Origin of the sequence: Flavobacterium sp., from assembly GCF_040402895.1 — a bacterium.
Lineage (GTDB): Bacteria > Bacteroidota > Bacteroidia > Flavobacteriales > Flavobacteriaceae > Flavobacterium.
On the sequence record NZ_JBBALR010000003.1, the window covers coordinates 171,417 to 195,740 of the forward strand.

The following is a 24,324-nucleotide window of genomic DNA, read 5'->3' on the forward strand; positions in this document are numbered from 1 at the left end:
ATATGCATACAACCAAAAAAACAAAAATTGTTGCCACATTAGGTCCAGCTTGTAGTAGCAAAGAAGTAATTAAAAAAATGATCGATGCAGGAGTTAACGTTTTTAGAATTAATTTTTCGCATGCTGACTATACAGATGTAAAAGAAAGAATAGATATTATACGCGAACTGAACGCTGAGTTTGGTTATACTACTTCTATTCTAGCCGATTTACAAGGTCCAAAATTACGCGTTGGTGTAATGAAGGAAGATGTAATAGTAAATCCAGGAGATATTATTACTTTCCAGACCTCAGAAGATATTCCGGGGACTGCTGAAAGGGTTTATATGAACTATAAAGAATTTCCAAAAGATGTAAATCCTGGAGAAAGGATTCTTTTAGATGATGGAAAGTTAATGTTCGAAGCTATTGAAACCAATAGAGTTGACGAAGTAGTATGTAAAGTAATTCAAGGGGGACCATTAAAATCCAAAAAAGGGGTCAATTTACCTAATACAAAAGTATCACTTCCAGCATTGACAGTAAAAGATGTTAAAGACGCTATTTTTGCCTGTGAAAACAAAGTAGATTGGATGGCGCTTTCGTTTGTTAGAACTAAAGAAGATATTAAAGATTTACAAGATTTAATTGCAGAACATTCTGAACACAAAATTCCAATTGTGGCTAAAATTGAAAAACCAGAAGCGGTTGAAAATATAGACGAAATTGTTGTTGCTTGTGATGGTTTAATGGTAGCTCGTGGTGATTTAGGTGTGGAAGTACCTGCACAAGAAGTGCCATTAATTCAGAAAAAACTAATCTTAAAAGCAAAATTAGCACGTATTCCAGTAATTGTAGCCACTCAGATGATGGAAACAATGATTACTAGCTTAACGCCTACAAGAGCAGAGGTAAATGATGTGGCCAATTCAGTTATGGATGGTGCGGATGCCGTAATGCTTTCAGGTGAAACTTCTGTTGGAAATTATCCTGTACAAGTTATCGAAACTATGACAAGTATTATCGAAAGCGTAGAAGATTCTCCACTTATTAATGTACCTCATATTGCACCAACAAAAAGAAACGATAGATATATCACTAAATCTATTTGCTTTAATGCAGCAACAATGGCAGATACAATAAACGCAAAAGCTGTTACTACTCTAACAAATAGTGGCTATACTGCTTTTCAAATTTCAGCTTGGCGACCACACGCGCACATTTTAGTTTTTACTTCAAACGAAAGAATTTTAACCCAATTAAATTTACTTTGGGGCGTAAGAGCGTTTTTCTACGATAAATTTACAAGTACAGATGATACTATAGACGACATCAATAAAATATGTAAAGACAAAAAATATGTAAATAAAGGCGATATGGTAATTAACCTAGCTTCTATGCCCATTGCAAATAAAGGTATGGTTAACACCTTAAGAATTTCTGAAATAGAATAATAATATTATCTAAAATATAAAATCCCGAATTCAGAAGAATTCGGGATTTTTTTATGCCTTTTTTACTACCATTTAAAACTAAAAAGCGATTTAAAATTATCTTTATACTTGCTTTGTTTAATAAATTTTAAAAAAGCAAAATTAGGATCATTTGTAGTATTGTCAAGTGTTATAGTTTGCTAATAAATACTTTAACTTAATACGATAATAAAATAAAAAGAACTTCAAATACATAGTATTAGCATGAAGTTAAAAATTTTAATCGTTTAATTTTAAAACTGCCATAAATGCCTCTTGCGGAATTTCTACATTTCCTACCTGTCGCATTCGTTTTTTTCCTTTTTTCTGTTTTTCTAATAATTTACGTTTACGAGAAATATCACCTCCATAACATTTTGCTGTAACATCTTTACGAAGCGCTTTTATGGTTTCACGAGCAATGATTTTTGCTCCAATAGCGGCTTGAATTGGAATGTCAAATTGTTGACGCGGAATTAATTCGCGTAATTTTTCGCACATTTTTTTTCCTATATTGTAGGCATTATCTTCATGAATAAGTGCCGAAAGTGCATCTACAGAAGTCGCATTTAATAACACATCTAATTTTACTAATTTAGACGTTCTCATTCCTATCGGATGATAATCAAATGAAGCATATCCTTTAGAGACTGTTTTTAGTCGGTCGTAAAAATCGAATACTATTTCGGCCAAAGGCATATCAAAATTTAATTCTACACGTTCAGTAGTTAAATACGTTTGATTGGTAATTAAACCTCGTTTTTCAATACATAAACTCATTACATTTCCAACATAATCCGCTTTTGTAATGATAGTTGCTTTAATATACGGCTCTTCAACACGATCTAATTTACTTGGTTCAGGTAAATCCGATGGATTGTTTATTATGAAACCCACTTCAGGTTCTTTCTTTGTATATGCCAAGTACGAAACGTTAGGTACCGTTGTAATAACAGTCATGTCAAACTCTCGTTCTAAACGCTCTTGAATAATTTCCATATGCAACATGCCTAAGAATCCACATCGGAAACCAAATCCTAATGCCGCAGAACTTTCAGGTAAAAATACCAAAGACGCATCGTTTAATTGTAGTTTTTCCATTGAAGAACGTAAATCTTCATAATCTTCTGTATCAACAGGATAAATTCCGGCAAATACCATTGGTTTTACGTCTTCAAAACCTGTAATCATATTTGTTGTAGGTTCCTTCGCATCTGTAACGGTGTCGCCAACTTTTACTTCTTTTGCTTCTTTAATTCCAGAAATTAGATACCCAACATCTCCTGTTGAAATTACATTTTTTGGAACCTGATTTAATTTTAAAGTACCCACCTCATCAGCAAAGTATTCTTTACCGGTTGCCATGAATTTAATTTTCTGGCCTTTTTTAATTTCACCATTTACAACACGAAAAATTACTTCAATTCCTCTAAATGGATTGTAATGCGAATCAAAAATTAATGCTTGTAAAGGTTCGTCTTTTACCCCTTTTGGTGGTGGAATTTTTTCTATAATAGCCGCTAAAATATTTTCTACACCGAAACCTGTTTTACCAGAGGCGTGAATGATATCTTCTAATTTGCAACCTAATAAATCAATAATATCATCTGAAACTTCTTCCGGATTAGCAGAGGGTAAATCTACTTTATTTAAGACCGGAATAATTTCTAAATCATTATCTAAAGCTAAATATAAATTAGAAATAGTTTGTGCTTGAATACTTTGTGCGGCATCAACAATTAACAAAGCGCCTTCACAAGCGGCAATACTTCTAGAAACTTCATAAGAAAAATCTACGTGACCAGGTGTATCAATTAAATTTAATATATATTCCTGACCTTGGTACGTATATTCCATTTGAATCGCGTGACTTTTTATGGTAATACCACGTTCGCGCTCCAAATCCATATTGTCCAATAATTGTGCTTTCTCTTCTCTGGCAGTTACGGTTTGCGTAGCGCCTAAAAGTCTATCGGCTAATGTGCTTTTTCCGTGATCAATATGTGCAATAATGCAAAAATTTCTAATGTGTTTCATTTGTTGTCTTTCAAAATTTAAAATTCAAAATTCAAAATTTGTTTTTCAACAAACTAAGTTTTCAAATTCAAAATATTTTTACTTCTATTATAATCTACAAATATAGCGTAATTATGCGGTTTTGAAAAAGAATAAATTAGGAATTAGGTACTAAAACTCAAACTTCAATTGGTACACCACAAATTTTTTCTGATGTGTGTTTAAATTATTTAATGAAATGCCTAATAATCGGACAGAATTTTTCAATTTTTCTTGATACAATAATTCTTTTGCGGTTTCAAAAATTAGATTTTTATCGGAAATGAAATATTGTACCGTTTTACTTCTTGTTTGTTGTGAAAAATCGGAATATTTTATTTTTAAAGTAATGGTTTTTCCTGCTATGTTATATTTTTTAATACGGCGTTCAATTTCTTCTGCTATATTTTTTAAACGTTCTTCCATATAAATTTCAGAAGATAAATTTTTATTAAAGGTACGTTCGGCGCCAACAGATTTCATTTCTCTATTCGGTTTTACCTGACTATAACTTATCCCACGAGATAAATTATAGTACGATTTTCCACTGTTGCCAAAATGTTTTTCAAGATATTCTAACGATTTGGTTTTTAAATCTATTCCAGTATAAATGCCTAATTGATACATTTTTTCTGCGGTAACTTTTCCAATTCCGTAGAATTTTTTCACATCTAACACTTCAATAAATGCAGCTACCTCATCGGGATTTACTGTTTTTTGTCCGTTTGGCTTATTGAAATCACTTGCAATTTTAGCTACAAATTTATTTACTGAAATACCTGCAGAAGCTGTTAAACCAGTCGCTTCAAATATTTTTTGTCGGATTTCTTTTGCAATTAATGTTGCGCTTGGATTTCCTTTTTTATTTTCCGTAACGTCTAAATACGCTTCATCTAAGGAAAGTGGTTCTACCAAATCTGTATATTCATAAAATATGTTTCTAATTTGTTTAGAAACTTCTTTATATCGTTCAAAATTAGGTTTTACAAAAATTAAATCCGCACATAATCTAGTGGCTTGTGCACCGCTCATAGCACTTCTTACGCCAAATTTCCTAGCTTCATAACTAGCCGCACTAACAACACCACGAATTTCACTTCCGCCAACAGCAATTGGCTTTCCTTTTAAATCAGGATTGTCCAATTGCTCTACAGAGGCATAAAACGCATCCATATCTATGTGAATTATTTTTCGTTGTGTAACTTCCATACTATTTACAAAGTACTGAAAAAATTGTAATTTATTAAACACAAATTTTTACAAAAAATATAATAAAGCATTAAGTAAAAACTTATTTAACTTATGTGATAAAATATTGTAATTTTGATTCTTTATATTTTATGAATTATGCAAGAAATAGAACGTAAATTTTTAGTTCATTCTTTAGATTTTGTGACGGAAGCTATCCAATTTCAAAAAATTGCTCAAGGTTATTTAAATGCTACACCCGATCGAACGGTTAGAATTAGAATTAAAGACCAAAAAGGATTTATTACCATTAAAGGCAAAGGCGACGAAACAGGAACTACTCGCTTTGAATGGGAAAAAGAAATTGCGATACACGAAGCGGAAGCTTTATTAAAATTGTGCGAAAAAGGGGCAATTGATAAAACCCGATATTTAATCCCTAAAGGAAAACATACCTTTGAAGTAGATATTTTTGAAGGGGAAAACAAAGGATTGATTGTAGCTGAAATAGAACTTTCCGACGCCAATGAAACTTTTGAAAAACCAAATTGGCTTGCTGAAGAAGTTACTGACGATGAAAAATATTATAATGCCTATTTAAGTAAAAAGCCTTTTACTACTTGGTAAAAGGCTTTTATTATTTCTTTACAATTTCAATATTTACATCAATATGTCCGCCATAATTTGAAGGTCTAATTTTCCAAAATGCGGCTCTTGTTAAATCAATATGTCTGTTTTTATGAAACGGTCCTCTATCGGTAACTGTAACGTATACTACTTTTTTAGTTTTTACACCTGTAACTTTTAACCTTGTTCCAAATGGAAGTTTTCGGTGTGCGCAAGTCATGTCATTGTTATTAAATCTTGTGCCACTTGCGGTTCTTCTGCCATTGAATTTATTAGCATAATAAGAAGCGTGTGCCGATTCGTGATACATTTCTAGTTTTTCAACAGGTTTGGCTATGCTGTCTTTTTTCTTTACTGTATCTGTAACTTTTAGTTTAGGTTTTTCTTGAGAAAAATTTGATTTTAAATTTTCCTTTTGAAAAAAAAGCACTACTAAAAGCGGTAATATGTATATAAATTTTTTCATCTTCATATAATATAAGATTAAAAAAGAAGTAAATTTCCACTTACTTCTCTTTATATTTTTATTGCTTTGACAGGAATTATGCCATCCAATTCGTCCAAGGAATTCTTGATAAAATTAACAGTAATCCTAAAGCATAAAAAATACCAATTTTTTTAAACTTCCCGTTACTGCTTTCTTCTTTTTTATGTTTGCTCCAACCAATTGTAATTAAAACAATCGCAATGATATTAATTAAAGGATGTTCCATGGCTGTTAAGCGCATAGCCGAATTTGACATTTGATTTAAAGCTGCTTTTCCAATTGGAGATTCAACCCAAAGAACAATTCCAACGAGCAACTGAATGTGACTAAAAATTAACGCAATTAATGAAATACTTCTGTCTTTTGAAGTAAAATTTCTTTTGGCTGAAAGCCCTAAAAAAGCATTGATAATAGCAAAAACTAATACGGCTAAAACAGCAAAAGCTAACGTAGAATGAATAGATTGTAACATAGTATTTTTTTAGTAATAATTTCAAATATAATAAATTATATGGAATTCCAATTTAAGTTTATATTAAAAATTGTAAACTTTAGTAGGTGTTACACAATAATCTAACTGAATATCAGATAATAAGGTGTCTGAAATTAGTGTTTCAGGTTCAAAAAAAGAAACACCGATTTTTATGGTTTCTGGTTGGCATTTTGACAAAAACTGATCATAAAATCCTTTTCCATATCCTACTCTATTACCTTTTTTATCAAAAGCTAGTAAAGGCACAAAAACCACATTAATTTTAGAAACAGGAACTTCTAAACCGTCAACTGGCTCAGGAATGTTGTATTTGTTTTTCTTTATTTTGGTTGCATCTGTTAAGAGAAAATGGGTCATTTCTAGAGTTGAAAAATCACTTACAGAAAGCACAATGTTTTTATCTTTTCCAGCTAAAACTTGTAATATATATTCTGTATTTACTTCTTTTTTGGTTTCAATCGGTAAAAAAAGATGATAAAAACTGTGTTGCCAAATATCTAAATAAATGATTTGATTGGCAATTTGTAAAGACATTTCATCTATTTCATGGTCTGATAAATTAGCTCTTAATGCGCTATACTTTTGTCGCAGCGCTATCTTATTCATCTTCTAAGGTTTTTGAAATATGAAAAACGGCATCCCCTTGATATACTATTGGGGCATCATTTACATTTATTAAATAGCCAGCATGTGGTGCTTTTAGTTTATGACTCACTTTTCCAAAAGGATCAGAAATAGTAGCTAATAATTCGCCTTTTGTTACATAGCTACCAATTTGTTTTAAACCATGAAACATTCCAGAAAAATTAGCTCGAATCCAATCCGACTTTTCAATATATATAGTTTGGTGCGGTTTTAAAATTTCGTGTTTGTTTTTAAGCATGCCAAAATGCATTAAAAATCGTTTGGTTCCTTCTACAGCTTCTTTTGTTACTGCATTATTAATATCTACAGATTTTCCTCCTTCAAATAATAACATTTTTACATTCATTTTATCACATGTACTTCTAAACGAACCAGAAATATTATTAGAATATAAGGTAAACGGAGCGCCAAATACATCTGAAAGTGTTTTTAATTCTTCATTATTTGGCACAATTCGTATTTGTGGTGCATTAAATCTTTGAGCACCGCCTGCATGAAAATCTATTGCATAATCAATATGAGGTAAAATTTCTTTTAATATATAATACGCAAATTGGCTTGCTAAAGAACCTGTTTTGCTTCCAGGAAAAATACGATTTAAATCTCTCCCATCAGGAAATTCTCTAGTTTGATTGACGAATCCAAATATATTAATTACAGGAATACAGATAATAGTGCCTCGTTTTGGTTTATTAATTTTTTTTACAATTAATTCCCTAACAATTTCAGTTCCGTTAATCTCGTCGCCATGTAAACCAGCAGTTAACAATACTACCGGACCTTCTTTTTTGCTTCTTTCTACAATAATTGGAATGTGTAAATCGGTCATAGTATGCAATTTTCCAATTTGCATATTGATAGTTTTACTTTTTCCTGGCAAAATAGTTTCGTTAAAAATAGTAATTTCCTTGTGCGTCACGTGTTATACTTTTTGGCTAAAGTAATAAAAATTTAGTACATGCTAAATCAATAGTTTTTTGTTATTTTTGTAAGGCTTTTTCAAGTCAAATTACTGAAAACTAAAAACGGAACACTGCAACCTGCACATGACAACACTCGAACTACAAATACAAACCTTACCTGAAAATCCTGGTGTTTACCAGTATTATGACAAAGAAAATAAGATTTTGTACGTTGGAAAAGCAAAAAATTTAAAAAAACGCGTGCAATCCTATTTTACAAAAAACCACGAGAATTATAAAACAGCAGTTCTTGTAAAAAAAATTGTTACAATTAAACATATTGTTGTTCCAACAGAAACCGATGCGTTATTGTTAGAAAACAATCTTATTAAAACGTTACAGCCAAGATATAATGTGCTGCTTCGTGATGACAAAACGTATCCTTGGATTTGCATCAAAAAAGAAGCATTTCCAAGAGTGTTTACTACCCGAAAAATGATAAAAGACGGCTCGGAATATTTTGGTCCCTACACTAGTTTTAAAACCGTAAACACGTTATTAGAATTAATTAGAGAATTATATACTTTACGAACCTGTAATTTTGATTTATCAGTAGCAAACATTAGGGCTGAGAAATATAAAGTCTGTTTAGAATATCATATTGGAAACTGTAAAGGCGGCTGCGAAGGCTACGAAACGCAAGAAAATTATCAAAAACAAATTACGGCTATACGAGAAATTTTAAAAGGTAATTTTAAAGAAAGTTTAAAAGATTTTAAAAATCATATGAAACTTTTATCCTCAGAAATGAAATTTGAAGAAGCCCAAAAAATTAAAGATAAAATTGATGTTTTAGAAAATTATCAAGCAAAATCAACGATAATAAATCCCAAGATTACCAATATTGATGTGTTTTCCATTATTTCAGATGAAACCATGGCGTATGTGAATTTTTTACAAATTTCGCATGGCGCTATTATTCGTTCGCACACATTAGAATTAAAGAAAAAATTAGACGAAACCAATCAAGAATTATTAGAATTAGCAATTGTAGAAATAAGAACGCGTTTCTTTTTAACATCAACAGAAATAGTGGCCCCTTTTGAAATTGATTTAGGCGATAAAATTAGAGTTACTGTTCCTAAATTAGGAGATAAAAAAGAGATTTTAAACTTATCTGAACGAAATGCAAAATATTACAGATTAGAACAACTAAAACAAATTAAAATTGTAGATCCAGAGCGACACACAAATCGGATTATGGCACAAATGCAAAAAGATTTACGCCTTTCTGTAGCACCTCGACATATTGAATGTTTTGATAATTCTAATATTCAAGGAACAAACCCTGTATCAGCCTGTGTGGTATTTAAAGATGGAAAAGCCAGCAAAAAAGACTATAGACATTTCAACATCAGAACCGTAGAAGGGCCAAATGATTTTGCTTCGATGGAAGAAGTTGTATATAGACGATATAAAAGATTACTAGATGAAAAAGAATCTTTGCCTCAACTTATTATTATTGATGGAGGAAAAGGGCAATTATCTTCTGCACTAAAAAGTTTAGAAGATTTAGGATTAAGAGGAAAAATCGCCATTATTGGTATTGCAAAACGATTAGAAGAATTATTTTATCCAGACGATCCCATACCTTTATATTTAGATAAAAAATCGGAAACGCTAAAAATAATTCAACAATTGCGAAACGAAGCGCACCGATTTGGAATTACACATCATCGTGACAAAAGAAGCAAATCAGCATTAAATTCTTCCGTGGAAAGTATTCCTGGCATTGGAGAAAAAACAATGATCACCTTAATTTCGCACTTTAAAAGCGTAAAAAGACTAAAAGAAGCTACAGAATCTGAAATTTCTTCGATAATTGGACTTTCAAAAGCAAAAAAAATTTCCGACTTTTACAAAAAAGAATAACTTATGTTTAAGAAAAAAGTGAATAGAATAAAGAAAATAGAATATCGCCTTCGTGGTACATTTTCTTTTTATATACTTTTTGCTTTTGCCTTTTTACTTTTGCCTTTAAACTCAATGGCACAAGACAGTATTAAAAAACCCAAAATTGGTTTAGTACTTTCTGGTGGAGGAGCTAAAGGATTGGCACATATTGGTGTTTTAAAAGTAATTGATTCTTTAGGAATAAAAGTAGATTATATTGGGGGAACTAGTATGGGCGCTATAGTTGGCGGACTTTACGCCTCTGGGTATACTGCCAAACAATTAGATTCTATTTTTAAAACGTTAAACATAGACGATTTAGTTCAAGATTATATCCCAAGAAAATCTAAATTACTTTTTAATAAAAGAAATGATGATATTTATGCATTATCACTGCCTTTTAAAAAATTAAAATTAGAAACACCAAACGCGCTTTCAAAAGGGTTTTATAATTATAATTTTTTATCTAAATTAACTTATCATGTAAGAAATATTAGAGATTTCAAAAAATTACCTATTCCGTTTTTCTGTATGGCAACAGATATTGAAACCGGAGAAGAAGTAGTGTTAAATAAAGGCATTTTCCCGCAAGCATTAGTAGCAAGTAGCTCGATTCCAAGTGTTTTCTATCCAATAGAAGTTGAAGGAAAATTACTAATTGATGGCGGGGTTACAAATAATTATCCAGTTGAAAAACTTAAAGAATTAGGCGCAGAATTTATTATTGGTGTAGATGTGCAAGAGGAATTAAAAGATAGAAAAGACTTACAAGGTATCACTACTATTTTTGGACAAATTTCAAATTTCAATACTCAATCCCAAATGAAAAATAAGCGCCAGCTTACAAACGTTTACATAAAACCTGAAATAAAAGGATATACCGTTTTATCCTTCGAAAATGGAAAGAAAATCATTGAAAATGGTGAATATGCTACGAAAATTTTTTTATCAGAATTATTAAAATTTCAAAACAAAGCCTATCAAAAGCCGGCATTAAAACCTGTTAAAGACTCTATTTTTATTGGAAATATTGCGTTTACAGAACTAAAAAATTATACTCGAGCCTATGTTTTAGGAAAATTACGATTTAAACCCAACACAAAAATAAGTTTTGAAGATTTTCAAAATGGCATTCAGAATTTAAGCAACACCCAAAACTTTAGTTCAGTAAAATATCAATTTAACGAAAAAGACATTTTTATTAGTTTACGAGAAAACAAAATAAATACTTTTTTGAAATTTGCCCTTCATTATGATGAATTGTATAAAAGTGGTGCTTTACTAAATATCACCCAGAAAAAAATTATCTCAAAAAATGATATGGTTTCACTAGATTTGGTTTTTGGAGATAATTTTAGATACGATTTTAATTACTTAATTGACAATGGGTATTATTTTAGTTTTGGAATTAACTCCAGCTTAAATAAATTCAATAGAAATGTAAATTCAGCTTTTGGAATTCAAAAATATTTGACAAATGCTTTTGAAAAAATAAATATAGATTATTCCAGTATTAATACTAAAGTTTTTCTTCAAACTGTTTTTGTAAGAAAATTTAATATTGGTGGTGGATTAGAATTACAAAATTTGTTTTTAAAATCAGAGAATTTATATGATGCAAGCAAAACAATAGAAAATAGCAATTATTTATCTTTTGTTGGTTATCTTAATCATGATACTTTTGATGATAAGTATTTCCCGAAAAAAGGATGGTATTTAAAGAGTAACTTTAATTACTATTTTAGTTCATCGGATTATACCAATCAATTTTCAAAATTTTCCATTTCTAAAACAGATTTAGGGATTGCATTAACTCCAATAAATAACTTATCATTTGTATTTCAGAACGAATTAGGATTTAAAATTGGTTATTCTACTTTACCCTATTTTGATTTTGCTTTGGGTGGGGTTGGATTTAAAGAAAATACAAATATTCAACCTTTTTATGGATATGATTTTTTAAGTATAAGCGGTAATTCATACATCAAAAGTAGCGGAACTTTTGATTACGAATTTTATAAAAAAAATCATATCAATTTAACGTATAACGCGTCAATTGTGGGCGATTTTATTTTTAAAGCCACAAAAACCTGGTTTAACAAACCTACCTATACTGGATTTGGTTTGGGCTATGGGTTAGAAACCTTAATTGGCCCAATTGAAATAAAATATAATTGGTCGCCTGAATCACATTTTTCTGCTTTTTGGGTGAATTTAGGATTCGTTTTTTAAATATTTTTTTTGATTTGGTTATTTAATTGAAAATACCCTATATTTGAAGCAACTAAAAATTATTACTTTATGTCTATTTGGAGAGTTAAACCGGTATCAGCCTTTGAAGCTGATATGAAAAAAAATGATTTAAAAAGAGTACTTACAAAATGGGGATTAACTTCATTAGGTATAGGTGCCATTATTGGTGGAGGAATTTTTACCTTAACCGGAATTGCAGCGCATGATTATGCAGGTCCTGCTTTAGCCCTTTCCTTTGTAATAGCTGGAATTGGGTGTTTATTTGCTTCATTATGTTATGCTGAATTTGCTTCAGTACTTCCCGTTGAAGGCTCTGCTTATGCTTATGCCTATGGTACTGTAGGAGAACTTTTTGCTTGGTTTATTGGATGGAATTTAATTTTAGAATACATGATGGGTGCTACAACAGTAGCGGTTGCATGGAGCGGTTATTTTGTAAAATTGCTGCATTTATTTCATATAGATATACCTCTTTGGTTATGTAATGATTTAGCTACAGCTACTGAAAAATCAATAGCTGCTGGGTTAGAGGCTCCTTCATTTGCAATAAATTTACCCGCTTTAATCATTACTTTGATTGTTACTTCTATTCTTGTAAAAGGAATTAAAGAAGCAGCAAAAACGAATAATATTATTGTAATTATAAAAATTGCGGTAGTATTGTTTGTAATAATAGTGGGAGCATTTTATATTGATACTGCAAATTGGCAACCATTCATCCCAGCTGAAACAACAACAATAGTTGACGGAGTAGAAAAAGTAAACTTCGGTTTTGGTGGTGTAATGACAGCGGCAACTATTGTATTTTTTGCTTATATTGGTTTTGATGCAGTATCAACGCAAGCAGGTGAAGCAATCAATCCTAAAAAAGATGTTCCATTTGCCATTGTAGCTTCATTGGTAATCTGTACTGTTTTATATATCTTAGTATCTTTAGTTTTAACAGGAATGGTAAAATATGATATACTTGATAAGTCAGCTCCTGTAGCTTCAGCATTTGCTGAAAATGGATTAGGATGGGCGGTATTTATCATAACAATAGCTGCAACTGCAGGTTTAACTTCTGTAATGTTAGTAATGATGTTAGGACAAACACGTATCTTTTTAGGAATGGCAAAAGACGGTTTATTACCTCCATTCTTTAAAGATTTACACACAAATTTCAAAACACCTTATAAAAGCACCTATTTAGTTGGAGCAATTATTGCGATTGTTGCTGCGTTTACTCCTATAGATAAAGTTTCAGAAATGTGCTCAATGGGAACATTATTAGCATTTGCCATGGTTTGTATCGCAGTAATGATATTGAGATATAAAAAACCAGAATTAGAAAGACCCTACAAAACTCCTGCATTATACCTAGTAGGTACATTAGGCGTTTCTTTTAATTTATTCTTAATGTATTATGTTAGAAAAGAAACTTGGTATGCGTTTATTGTTTGGGGAATTATTGGTATCGCTGTTTATTTCTTTTACAGTAAAAAACATGCTAAATTAAATAATCCTGAAGAATTTGAAAGATTAGATAACGAAAGAAAATAATTTAAAAACGACTTCAATGAAGTCGTTTTTTTTTATAATATATTTTTCCGATATTTGTAATATGGAAAGTTGGAACGAATTATTAGCCCATTTGAAATTCCTCATCAAGAGAAATCCTGAGTGAGACTACTTCTTTTCGTTTTAATAAAAAAAGTATTGTAAAAGACTTTTAAACCCATAATTTTTAAACTTAAAGAAATGCCAATATATCATAAATTAGGAGAATTCCCCCACAAACGACACATTCAGTTTGAAAAACCAAACGGCGGATTATACTATGAACAACTTTTTGGTACTGAAGGATTTCATGGACATTCTTCATTATTATACCATGTTCAAAGACCAACACAAGTTAAAGAGATTACAAAATCTTATTCTGTTGAACCAAAAATAGCCATTGGTAAAAACATTAAATCGCTATTATTAAAAGGTTTTGAATTAAAACCAGCCGACGATTTTTTAGAAAGCAGAACAGACATGCTTGTCAATAAAGATTGCATTATCGGACTAGCAGCGCCAAAAAAATCATTGCGCAGTTATTTTTATAAAAATGCAGATGCAGATGAAATGATATTTATCCATAAAGGTTCTGGAAAACTTAGAACTATGATGGGAAATATAGATTTTGAATATGGAGATTACTTAATTATTCCACGTGGAATGATATATCAAATTGATTTCCATTCAGAAGATAATCGCTTATTTTATGTGGAATCTTGCACTCCTTTTTATACCCCAAAAAGATATAAAAACGAATCCGGTCAGCATTTAGAACATGCGCCATTTTGCGAAAGAGATTTTAAATTACCTTCTGAAATAGAAACCTATGACGAAAAAGGGGATTTCTTAATCAAAATTAAAAAAGAAGGCATGATGCACGAAGTTGTTTATGCCACTCATCCATTTGATGTTATTGGTTGGGACGGATATAATTTCCCATACGGATTTTCAATTCATAATTTTGAACCTATTACAGGTCGTGTACATTTACCCCCGCCAATTCATCAAACTTTTGAAACAGCAACATTTGTAGTTTGTTCATTCGTACCACGATTGTATGATTATCATCCAAAATCAATTCCTGCTCCATATAACCATAGTAATATTGATTCTGATGAAGTGTTGTATTATGTGGATGGAGATTTCATGAGTAGAAACAATATCGAACAAGGTCATATCACTTTACATCCAAAAGGAATTCCACACGGACCGGCACCAGGAGCTATGGAAAGAAGTATTGGTCATACCGATACAAAAGAATTAGCTGTCATGGTAGATACATTTCGTCCATTAATGGTTACGGAAGCCGCAATGGGATTAGACGATGGTCAATACTACAAATCTTGGGTGGAATAAAATTAAAACACAACTTTTAGGTAATTAATTTTTTACCATTTAAATAAAAAAATTATGAATAACGATTTAAAATCAGTCGAATACGGCTTAGAAAAAATATTTGAAGGAGCACAGGATTTTTTGCCTTTATTAGGAACAGATTACGTAGAATTTTATGTGGGTAATGCCAAACAAGCGGCCCATTTTTACAAAACTGCTTTTGGATTTCAGTCATTAGCTTATGCTGGATTAGAAACTGGAGTTAAAGACAGAGCCTCTTATGTTTTAAAACAAGATAAGATACGTTTAGTACTAACTACTGCTTTAAACAGCAATTCACCTATTGGAGAACATGTTAAAAAACATGGAGATGGCGTTAAAGTCATTGCACTTTGGGTAGAAGACGCTCGCAAATCTTTTGAAGAAACTACAAAACGTGGCGCAAAACCATATTTTGAACCTATTTTAGAAAAAGATGAAGATGGCGAAGTAGTTCGTGCTGGAATTTATGGTGCTTATGGAGAAACCGTATTTGTATTTGTAGAACGAAAAAATTACAACGGAATTTTCATGCCAGGTTATCAAGAATGGAAATCGGATTATAATCCAGCGCCTGTTGGGTTAAAATTTATTGACCACATGGTTGGAAATACCGGTTGGAACAGAATGAATGAAGCCGTAAAATGGTTTGAAGATGTTATGGGATTTGTAAATTTCCTATCTTTTGACGACAAACAAATTACTACAGAATATTCAGCATTAATGTCGAAAGTAATGAGTAACGGAAACGGAAGAATCAAATTTCCAATTAACGAACCGGCTAATGGAAAAAAACGTTCTCAAATTGAAGAATATTTAGATTTCTATGAAGGCGAAGGCGTGCAACATATAGCAGTGGCAACAGATGATATTATTTCAACAGTGGCTGATATGCGATCACGAGGAATAGAATTTTTAAGTACGCCACCTCAAGCGTATTATGATGCCATTCCAGAAAGATTGAAAGATCATATGTCTAAATTTAAAGAAGACATCCACGAACTTCAAAAATTAGGCATTATGATTGATGCGGATGAAGAAGGCTACTTATTACAAATTTTCACCAAACCAATTGAAGACCGACCTACACTTTTCTTTGAAGTTATACAAAGAATGGGCGCCAAAGGTTTTGGAGCTGGTAACTTTAAAGCCTTATTCGAATCAATTGAAAGAGAACAAGCCAAAAGAGGAACTTTATAAAAATAATAAGCAGCTGTTTGTAGCTGCTTGTTTAATAAAAAACACCAATTTTAAATCATTAAAAACCAAATAGTTAAAAATAATATTGCCAAATACACAAAAAAAATAGATTATTTTTTTGTTTTGTTAAATTTTAACCAACTTTTTTGCGTTTTTTTCTTTTAAAAGTGTTAAAGTTAGTTTTTTTTTAAATAAAATATAAAATCTTAACATATCTTTGCAGAGCAGTTGAGAGGTAGTAGACTCATATTGCGTATAAGTTTTCATAATTTATAGTTTTTGGTTGGTTAAAACATAAAAACTCAGTTAATTCATTTGACTGGGTTTTTTGTTTTTTGTAACTTTGGAACAATAATTGCATTCTTCAAAGAAAAACTTATAAAATGAAAAGAATAATTTTGCTTTTAAGTGTGTTTGTACTCTCAAACTCTTTTGATACTGAGGAAATAGATTCTTACGCCATCGGTGAATTCTTTAAATTAAGAATACATTACGGACTAATAAATGCTGGATATGCCACTTTAGAAGTTAAAGATGCCGAAATAAATGGCAGAAAAATGCACCATGTTATTGGGAAAGGCTACACAACTGGCATGACAAAAATGATGTTTAAAGTAGTGGACAACTACGAAAGTTACTTCAATAAAGAAACCAACAAACCTTATGTGTTTATTAGAAATATAAACGAAGGTGGCTATACTAAAAACCAACAAGGCTACTTCAACCAAAACAACAATACCGTTTTAGTAAAAGACTATAAAAACAAAACAGAAAAAACGTTTCATGTACCTGAAAACATTCAGGATATAGTTTCTTCTTTTTATTACTTAAGAAACCATCCAAAAATTAACAAATTAATTGTAGGTGAATCCATAACAATAGATATGTTTTTTGACGATGAAACTACAAAATTTAAACTAAAATTTGTTGGTAGAGAAAATATAAACTCTAAATTTGGAGAAATAAACTGTATGATTTTTAAACCATTAGTTCAAGCAGGACGTGTTTTTAAGGAAGAAGAGAGTTTAACCGTATGGATATCAGACGACAATAATAAAATTCCAATACGCGTTAAGGCCAGTTTAGCCGTTGGTTCTATAAAAGCAGATATTGATCAATACAAAGGATTAAAACATCCTATAAATTTTAAATAATTATTATTTTGCAAGATACTATTTCGAAAAAAATCGAACAATTAGATGAGAAGTTCGAAAAAATAAATCAAAAAACAGAAACTCATTTAGAAGGACTACTTTGGGCAAAACCAATAACGTATTGGGATTATATTCAAACAGATGCGCTTTTAAATTTACAAATTCAGCGTTCTACCCTACCAGATGAAATGGTGTTTATTATGTATCATCAAGTAAATGAATTACTATTTAAAATGATTCTTTGGGAAATGGAGCAAGTGTGCCATAATACCGCACCAAGTACTGAATTCTTTACAGAAAGATTAAATAGAATTAGCCGCTATTTTGATATGTTAACCACTTCTTTTGACATTATGAAAGAAGGAATGGAACCTGAGCAGTATTTAAAATTTAGAAACACTTTAACCCCTGCAAGTGGCTTTCAAAGTGCCCAATATAGAATGATTGAATTTGCATCAACCGATTTAATTAACTTGATAGATTTCCGTTTTAGAGCCACAATTGATAGGAACACGTCTTACACACATGCTTTAGAACATTTGTATTGGCAAGCCGCAGGTAAAGATCATCAAACAGGAGAAAAATCATATTTGTTAGGCGAATTTGAACGAAAATATAAAAAAGAATTTTTGTCTTTCATGGAAGAATATAATACTATAAATCTTTGGCAAAAATTTAAACAATTACCAGAAAACGATCAAAAAAACCCAGAATTAATAGCCGCTATGCGTCATTATGACAAAACTGTAAACATTACTTGGGTGATGGGACATTTTAATGCGGCAAAAAAATATATTGAAAGCGTGCCCGGAAATCATGAAGCTACCGGCGGAAGTGATTGGAAAAAATACATGCTACCAAAATACCAAAAAAGAATTTTCTTTCCAGAACTTTGGAGCGATGAAGAATTAAAAAACTGGGGAGAATAATTAAAAAACAAGATTTGAAATATATATTATACGCTTTATTATTACTCACGTTTTCCTGTCAAGATAAAGTAAATGACAAAAAAACTGCAGAAAAAATTGTAAAAAAAGTCCCAATAATTAAAAAATATGGATTTACTTTTAATGACTTTTCTGTGGTGGAAGACACCTTACAATCTGGTGATACGTTTAGTACTATTTTAGAAACCTACACTTTACCCGATAGTTTAAAAACATTCGATGTTACTGAAAAAATCAAAGACTCTTTCGATATAAAAAACATCCGAGCAGGTAAAGCTTTTTTTACTTTTTCCGATAAAAAAAACAAGAAAAACTTAAAGGCTTTGGTTTATGTACAAGACAAAACCAGCTTTTTAGTGGTGGATTTAAGAGATTCTATTCGTGTAGAAATAAAAAAACGCCCTACTATTATAAAAAGAAGAACTATTGCGGCAGAGTTAGACGGATCTTTATCAGAAACCTTGTCTAGAAAAGGAGTTAGCTCAGATTTAGCAAATGAATTAGCACAAATTTATAAATATTCCATCGACTTTTTCAAGTTAAAAAAAGGAGATAAATTTGCCGTAACAATAAAAGAAAAATATTTTGAAAACGGAGAATATTTAGGAGTAGACGAAGTAGAGGCGTCTTATTTTGAATATAAAGGGAAAAAAATATATGCTTTCCCTTATAAATTAAATGAGAATAAAAAAAAAGTAGAATATTATGACGAAAAAGCTTCGGGAGCCAAAAGTATGTTTTTAAAAGCGCCATTATCCTTTTTCAAATTAACCTCAAAATTTACAGCTCGAAGATTTCATCCGGTACAATTTACTTGGAAAGCTCATAATGGCACAGATTATGCCGCACCTCACGGAACACCAATAAAAACAACCGCTTCGGGAGTGGTAGAAGCCACGGGATATACTTCTGGAAACGGAAATTTTGTAAAAGTAAAACATAACGGAAAATACGCCACACAATACCTACACATGTCAAAAATTTTAGTTCGTAGAGGGCAATCCGTAACACAAGGACAAATTATTGGAAAAGTTGGCAGTACTGGTTTAGCTACTGGCCCGCATGTGTGTTACCGTTTTTGGAAAAATGGGGTACAAGTGGATCCTTTACGCTTAAAATTGCCTACTTCGGAGCCGATGACAAAAAAACAAAAAACAAAATATTTAGCTACAATTGCACCGCTTAAAAAAGAATTAGACGAAACCACTTCAAAAACATTTAAAGAATAAACCATTTTATCATGAAATTACAACATATCAATCCAACAGAAACAAAAGCTTGGCAAAAATTAAAATCTCACTTTTCAGAAATTGAACAACAATCTATTCAAGATTTGTTTCAAAATGATGCCAAAAGAGCAGAAAAATTAAATATTGAGTGGCATGATTTTTATGTAGATTTTTCAAAAAATAATTGGACGGAAGAAACCATAGAGTTGTTAATTGAATTGGCTAATGAAGTAGGTTTGCCAGATGCTATTTCAAAGTATTTTTCGGGAGAAAAAATAAACGAAACCGAAGACAGAGCAGTGCTACATACTGCTTTACGGGCGAATGAAAGCGATATGGTTACTTTTGAAGGCCAAAATGTAATGCCAGAAATTTTTTCTACAAAAAACAAAATAAAAGATTTTACAAATTATATTGTGTCTGGTGAGGCAAAAGGATATTCTGGAAAATCATTTACCGATGTAGTAAATATTGGAATTGGCGGTTCTGATTTAGGCCCTGCTATGATTGTAGAAGCGCTTCAATTCTATAAAAATAATATAAATACCCACTTTATTTCTAATGTAGATGGCGACCATGTACAAGAAATACTAAAAAAATTAAATCCAGAAACTACTTTATTTGTAATCGTTTCAAAAACATTTACTACACAGGAAACCTTAACCAATTCGGAAACCGTAAAAAAATGGTTTTTGCAACAAGCTACTGAAAAAGACATTGCCAAACATTTTGTGGCTGTTTCTACAAATTTGCAAAACGTAACTAACTTTGGTATCGCTCCCGAAAATATTTTTCCTATGTGGGATTGGGTTGGCGGAAGATTTTCATTATGGAGTGCCGTTGGTTTAACTATAAGTTTAGCTGTTGGGTACGAAAATTTTAACCAATTATTAAAAGGAGCAAATAAAATGGATCTACATTTTGCAAACACGCCTTTTGAAAATAACATTCCTGTAGTATTGGCCTTATTAAGTATTTGGCATAATAATTTCTTTGGAGCCGAAACAGAGGCATTAATTCCATATACACAGTATTTACAGAAACTGGCGCCTTATTTACAACAAGGCATTATGGAAAGCAACGGAAAATCTATTGCTAGAAATGGAAAACCTGTAAATTACCAAACTGGAACAATTGTTTGGGGCGAACCAGGAACCAATTCGCAACATGCGTTTTTTCAATTAATTCATCAAGGAACCAAACTAATTCCAACAGATTTTATTGGTTTTATTGAACCACTTTATGGCGAAAAAGATCATCATAACAAATTAATGTCTAACTTTTTTGCGCAAACAGAAGCCTTATTAAAAGGGAAATCTCGTGAACAAGTACTTTCTGAATTTTTAGCACAAGGTAAAACAGAAGCTGAAGTAGCACATTTAATACCTTTTAAAGTTTTTGAAGGAAACAAACCAACCAATACCATATTAATTAACAAACTAACTCCAGAAAGTTTAGGTGCATTAGTAGCCATGTACGAACACAAAATTTTTGTACAAGGCATTATTTGGAATATCTATAGTTATGACCAATGGGGTGTAGAACTTGGAAAACAATTGGCTAATTCTATTTTAAGTGAAATAGAAAGTGGAAATATCAAAAATCATGATAGTTCAACAACTACTCTTATAAGTAAATTTATTAACTAAAAACAACCAAATGTTAATCTTTTCCTAATATTGATTATTGATTAATATTCTAATTTTGTAAATAATATTTAATTTACGAAACATGAAAAAGAACATTTATTGGTTTTTTCTATTTATTTCAGCCCTTGGTTTTTCACAAGTTACTAAATCAGCAATAACTGGTTCTGTAAAATCTTCAACAGGTGAATCACTAGCAGCTGCAGTTGTAGAAATTAAGCATGTTCCTACGGGAACAAAATACTTTTCGACAGCTGACGAAAAAGGAAACTATTCGGCTAATTCTGTAAGACCAGGTGGTCCTTACACGATTAAAGTAAATTATGTGGGCTACAATCCGTTTGTAATTGAAGAAATTACTGCTCCATTAGGAAACTCAATTGTAATAAATATTGAGATGCAAAGCGCAATTAATTCTATTGAAGAAGTTAAGATTGTTTCTATTAATTCTAAAGACGCATTTAACAAAAGTAAAACAGGAGCTGGACAGCAATTTTCTAACAGAGAGATTAACTCTGTGCCAATTATTGGTTCAAGAAACATTAACAGTATTACAAAATACAATGCAAATGCTGGAAGTAACGGAACATTTGGAGGGCAAGACTCTCGTTTAAATAATTTTACAATTGATGGTTCTGTATTTAATAATGGTTTTGGTTTGGGTTCAGATTCTCAAGCTGGAGGTAGAACAGGTTCTACTGCAATTTCATTAGATGCAATAGAACAACTTCAAGTTAACATTGCGCCTTTTGATGTAAGACAATCTGGTTTTACAGGTTCAGGAATTAATGCTGTAACAAGAAGTGGTACTAATGAAGTTGAAAGTTCTGTTTATCATTCATTCAGAAATAATAAAAAAGAATATTTAGGTGATAGAGCCGGAAATATAAAAATTACGCCTTCACAATTTGAAGAAAAAATTTGGGGTGCACGAATTGGGGCACCAATTATCAAGGACAAGTTGTTTTTCTTTGGTAACTTTGAAACTATTGATAATATTAGTCCTGCAACAACTTGGACTTCATCAGGATCACCAAATAGTAGCTCGCAAGTTTCTGAAACAGCATATACTGATTTAGTAAGTGTTTCAAATTTATTAAAAAATTCTTTTGGATACGAAACAGGAGCTTTTGAAAATTTTGATGCCGTTAAAGAATCTAAAAAGTTTTTAGCTAGAATTGACTGGAATATTAATGACAATCATAAATTAACAGCGCGTTATGTACATCATGATTCAGGTTCAGATGAATTAATTTCAAATTCAAACTCAGCTGGTTTTGGAAACAGAAGAACTAACGTTTTCTCTATGTCATACAAAAATAGTGGTTATGTTATTGAAGATAATACAAGATCTGCTGTTTTAGAATGGGATTGGAAAATTTCAGAAAAATGGTCTAATAACTTTATTGCAGGATATGATAAACAATTAGAAAATAGAGGTTTACAAGGTGGTGGACTTTTTCCAACTATTGATATTAAAAAAGGAGCAAATAATTACATTTCTGCAGGTTTAGATCCTTTTACTCCTTCTAATTTATTAGACTATTCTACACTACACTTTACCAATAATATTACTGGTAATTTTGGAAAACACACACTATTATTTGGAGCAAATTATGAAAGATTTATTTCAAATAACAATTTCTTCCCAGCTTCAAATGGAGTGTATATCTTTGATAGTTTAGCTGCTTTCCAAGGAGCTGTAGCTGAAACAGTTGCTAATAATGGTGCGCCAGCTACAACAGCGGCAAATTTACCATCAAGATTTCAATTCAGATATTCTGCATTACCTGGTGGTGCAGAACCAATGCAGGTTTTAAAATCAAATAAAATTGATATATATGCTCAAGATGAGTACAAAGCTGCAGATAATTTGAAACTTACTTTCGGAATTAGAGCTACAGCGGTTAGTTTGGTTGATACTGCATTAGAAAATCCAGCGGTTACTGCAATGACTTTTGCAAATGGCGAAAAATTCAATACAGGAGATATGCCAAAAACACAATACTTATTTGAGCCAAGATTTGGATTTAACTTTGATGTGAACAAAGATGCCAAAACTATTGTTCGAGGTGGAACAGGAATCTTTACAGGTAGACCACCACTTGTGTTTTTATCTAATGCTATTGGAAACAATGGGGTATTAACTGGTTTTATTGACGTAAGTGGCGCAGATTTAGTAGCGGGAGGTTACGGATTTACAGCAAATCCTGGTCAATATTTTACTCCTAGCACACCTCAATTACCGTCAACATTTGATTTGGCTTTTACTGATGCTGATTTTAAATTTCCACAAGCATGGAAAACAAATCTTGCTATAGACCAAAAATTACCTTTTGGCTTTGTAGGTACTTTTGAAGGAATTTACAGTAAAAACATCAATGAAGTGTTTTATTACAACGCCAATTTAGCTGCTCCAGTTGGAACAATTAATAACGCTGGTGACAACAGACCTTTCTATTCAGGAACTGATGCAGGAGCTAGAGTAAATAATAATGTTTCTAACGCCATTGTATTATCAAATTCAAACCAAGGTTATTTTTATTCTACTACATTTAAATTAGAATATCCTTATAAAAATGGAATTTGGGGATCAGTTGCCTACACCTATTCAAATGCGCAAGATTTATTATCTGCAGGTTCAATTGCTTCAGGTTCATGGACAGGTGCTAGATCTGTTTTAGGAAATAACAATTTAGATTTATCTAATTCAAATAACAATACACCACACAGAATTGTAGGTTTATTAGGTTATAAATTAAATTACGGATCTAAATATGGAGGATCTACTTCTTTTAACATTGGTTATGTTGGAGAAAAAGCAAGTCCTTACACCTATACGTATGGAAGTGACATCAATGGTGACCGCGTAAATGGAAATGATTTATTATACGTACCTAATAATGCTTCTGAACTAAGATTTGTGGATATTACTCAAACTTTTGGTGGTGTAACTCAAGTTTTATTTACTGCCGCTCAACAAGCAGAAGCTTTCGATAAATACATTGAACAAGATTCTTATTTAAAAGGAAAACGTGGACAATACGTGGACAGAAATGCTTCTGAGTTACCAATGTTACACCGTTTAGATTTCTCTGTAACGCAAGATTTCTTCTTAAAAATTAAAGGTAAAAAACAATCTTTTCAATTTAGAGCAGATATCTTAAACTTCACAAAC

Annotated in this window: 18 protein-coding genes; 12 read left to right on the forward strand and 6 right to left on the reverse strand. The window is 31.4% G+C overall.

Translation table 11 applies throughout. The features are described from left to right. The first annotated feature begins 2 nt into the window (after positions 1–2). Positions 3–1,433, forward strand: coding sequence for a pyruvate kinase (gene pyk / locus ABWP60_RS04775; protein ID WP_353149272.1), 1,431 nt, complete (start codon positions 3–5; stop codon positions 1,431–1,433). A gap of 258 nt (positions 1,434–1,691) precedes the next feature. Here pyk and lepA read toward each other — a convergent pair whose 3' ends face one another. Together lepA and dinB are read right to left on the reverse strand one after the other, a co-directional pair. Further along, positions 1,692–3,488 (reverse strand): translation elongation factor 4, encoded by a 1,797-nt coding sequence (lepA, locus tag ABWP60_RS04780; RefSeq protein WP_353149274.1) that lies wholly within the window; start codon positions 3,486–3,488, stop codon positions 1,692–1,694. A 150-nt stretch (positions 3,489–3,638) separates the two neighbouring features. Beyond that, positions 3,639–4,715: a DNA polymerase IV gene (gene dinB, locus ABWP60_RS04785; RefSeq protein ID WP_353149277.1), complete on the reverse strand. Its 1,077-nt coding sequence runs from the start codon at positions 4,713–4,715 to the stop codon at positions 3,639–3,641. Positions 4,716–4,853: 138 nt separating this feature from the next. On the opposite strand from dinB, the gene ABWP60_RS04790 reads away from it, so the two are divergent. Further along, positions 4,854–5,321, forward strand: coding sequence for a CYTH domain-containing protein (locus ABWP60_RS04790; RefSeq protein WP_353149279.1), 468 nt, complete (start codon positions 4,854–4,856; stop codon positions 5,319–5,321). A gap of 10 nt (positions 5,322–5,331) precedes the next feature. Here the strand turns inward: ABWP60_RS04790 and ABWP60_RS04795 are convergent, their stop codons facing one another. The 4 genes from ABWP60_RS04795 to ABWP60_RS04810 all read right to left on the reverse strand — a co-directional run bounded on the left by ABWP60_RS04795 (position 5,332) and on the right by ABWP60_RS04810 (position 7,850). Then, positions 5,332–5,787 (reverse strand): septal ring lytic transglycosylase RlpA family protein, encoded by a 456-nt coding sequence (locus ABWP60_RS04795; protein WP_353149282.1) that lies wholly within the window; start codon positions 5,785–5,787, stop codon positions 5,332–5,334. A gap of 76 nt (positions 5,788–5,863) precedes the next feature. Continuing rightward, positions 5,864–6,280, reverse strand: a complete 417-nt coding sequence (locus ABWP60_RS04800) for a hypothetical protein (RefSeq protein ID WP_353149285.1) — start codon at positions 6,278–6,280, stop codon at positions 5,864–5,866. Between the two features lie 63 nt (positions 6,281–6,343). Beyond that, a complete protein-coding gene (locus ABWP60_RS04805; RefSeq protein WP_353149288.1) occupies positions 6,344–6,907 on the reverse strand; it encodes a 5-formyltetrahydrofolate cyclo-ligase in 564 nt (187 codons plus the stop codon). After that, positions 6,900–7,850 (reverse strand): succinylglutamate desuccinylase/aspartoacylase family protein, encoded by a 951-nt coding sequence (locus tag ABWP60_RS04810; protein ID WP_353149325.1) that lies wholly within the window; start codon positions 7,848–7,850, stop codon positions 6,900–6,902. Before ABWP60_RS04810 ends, ABWP60_RS04805 begins: the two co-directional genes overlap by 8 nt. A gap of 142 nt (positions 7,851–7,992) precedes the next feature. Between ABWP60_RS04810 and uvrC the strand changes: the two genes are divergently transcribed. The 10 genes from uvrC to ABWP60_RS04860 all read left to right on the forward strand — a co-directional run. Then, entirely contained in the window at positions 7,993–9,780 is a 1,788-nt protein-coding gene (uvrC, locus tag ABWP60_RS04815) for an excinuclease ABC subunit UvrC (RefSeq protein WP_502904808.1), read from the forward strand. A 3-nt stretch (positions 9,781–9,783) separates the two neighbouring features. Further along, positions 9,784–12,033, forward strand: a complete 2,250-nt coding sequence (locus ABWP60_RS04820; protein ID WP_353149291.1) for a patatin-like phospholipase family protein — start codon at positions 9,784–9,786, stop codon at positions 12,031–12,033. 69 nt (positions 12,034–12,102) lie between these two features. Then, on the forward strand, positions 12,103–13,596 hold the full coding sequence (locus ABWP60_RS04825) for an APC family permease (RefSeq protein WP_353149294.1): 1,494 nt from the start codon (positions 12,103–12,105) through the stop codon (positions 13,594–13,596). 198 nt (positions 13,597–13,794) lie between these two features. Beyond that, positions 13,795–14,952: a homogentisate 1,2-dioxygenase gene (locus ABWP60_RS04830; RefSeq protein WP_353149297.1), complete on the forward strand. Its 1,158-nt coding sequence runs from the start codon at positions 13,795–13,797 to the stop codon at positions 14,950–14,952. 54 nt (positions 14,953–15,006) lie between these two features. Then, the gene (hppD, locus tag ABWP60_RS04835; protein ID WP_353149300.1) at positions 15,007–16,170 is read left to right on the forward strand and encodes a 4-hydroxyphenylpyruvate dioxygenase; all 1,164 of its coding nucleotides are present in this window, start codon (positions 15,007–15,009) and stop codon (positions 16,168–16,170) included. Between the two features lie 383 nt (positions 16,171–16,553). Next, on the forward strand, positions 16,554–17,324 hold the full coding sequence (locus tag ABWP60_RS04840; RefSeq protein WP_353149303.1) for a DUF3108 domain-containing protein: 771 nt from the start codon (positions 16,554–16,556) through the stop codon (positions 17,322–17,324). Positions 17,325–17,332: 8 nt separating this feature from the next. Further along, the gene (locus tag ABWP60_RS04845) at positions 17,333–18,253 is read left to right on the forward strand and encodes a tryptophan 2,3-dioxygenase family protein (protein WP_353149306.1); all 921 of its coding nucleotides are present in this window, start codon (positions 17,333–17,335) and stop codon (positions 18,251–18,253) included. A gap of 14 nt (positions 18,254–18,267) precedes the next feature. Then, entirely contained in the window at positions 18,268–19,500 is a 1,233-nt protein-coding gene (locus ABWP60_RS04850) for a M23 family metallopeptidase (RefSeq protein ID WP_353149308.1), read from the forward strand. A gap of 11 nt (positions 19,501–19,511) precedes the next feature. Further along, positions 19,512–21,149, forward strand: a complete 1,638-nt coding sequence (gene pgi, locus ABWP60_RS04855; RefSeq protein ID WP_353149310.1) for a glucose-6-phosphate isomerase — start codon at positions 19,512–19,514, stop codon at positions 21,147–21,149. An 82-nt stretch (positions 21,150–21,231) separates the two neighbouring features. Continuing rightward, positions 21,232–24,324, forward strand: a 3,093-nt coding sequence (locus tag ABWP60_RS04860) for a TonB-dependent receptor (protein WP_353149313.1), incomplete at its 3' end; no start/stop codon positions are given.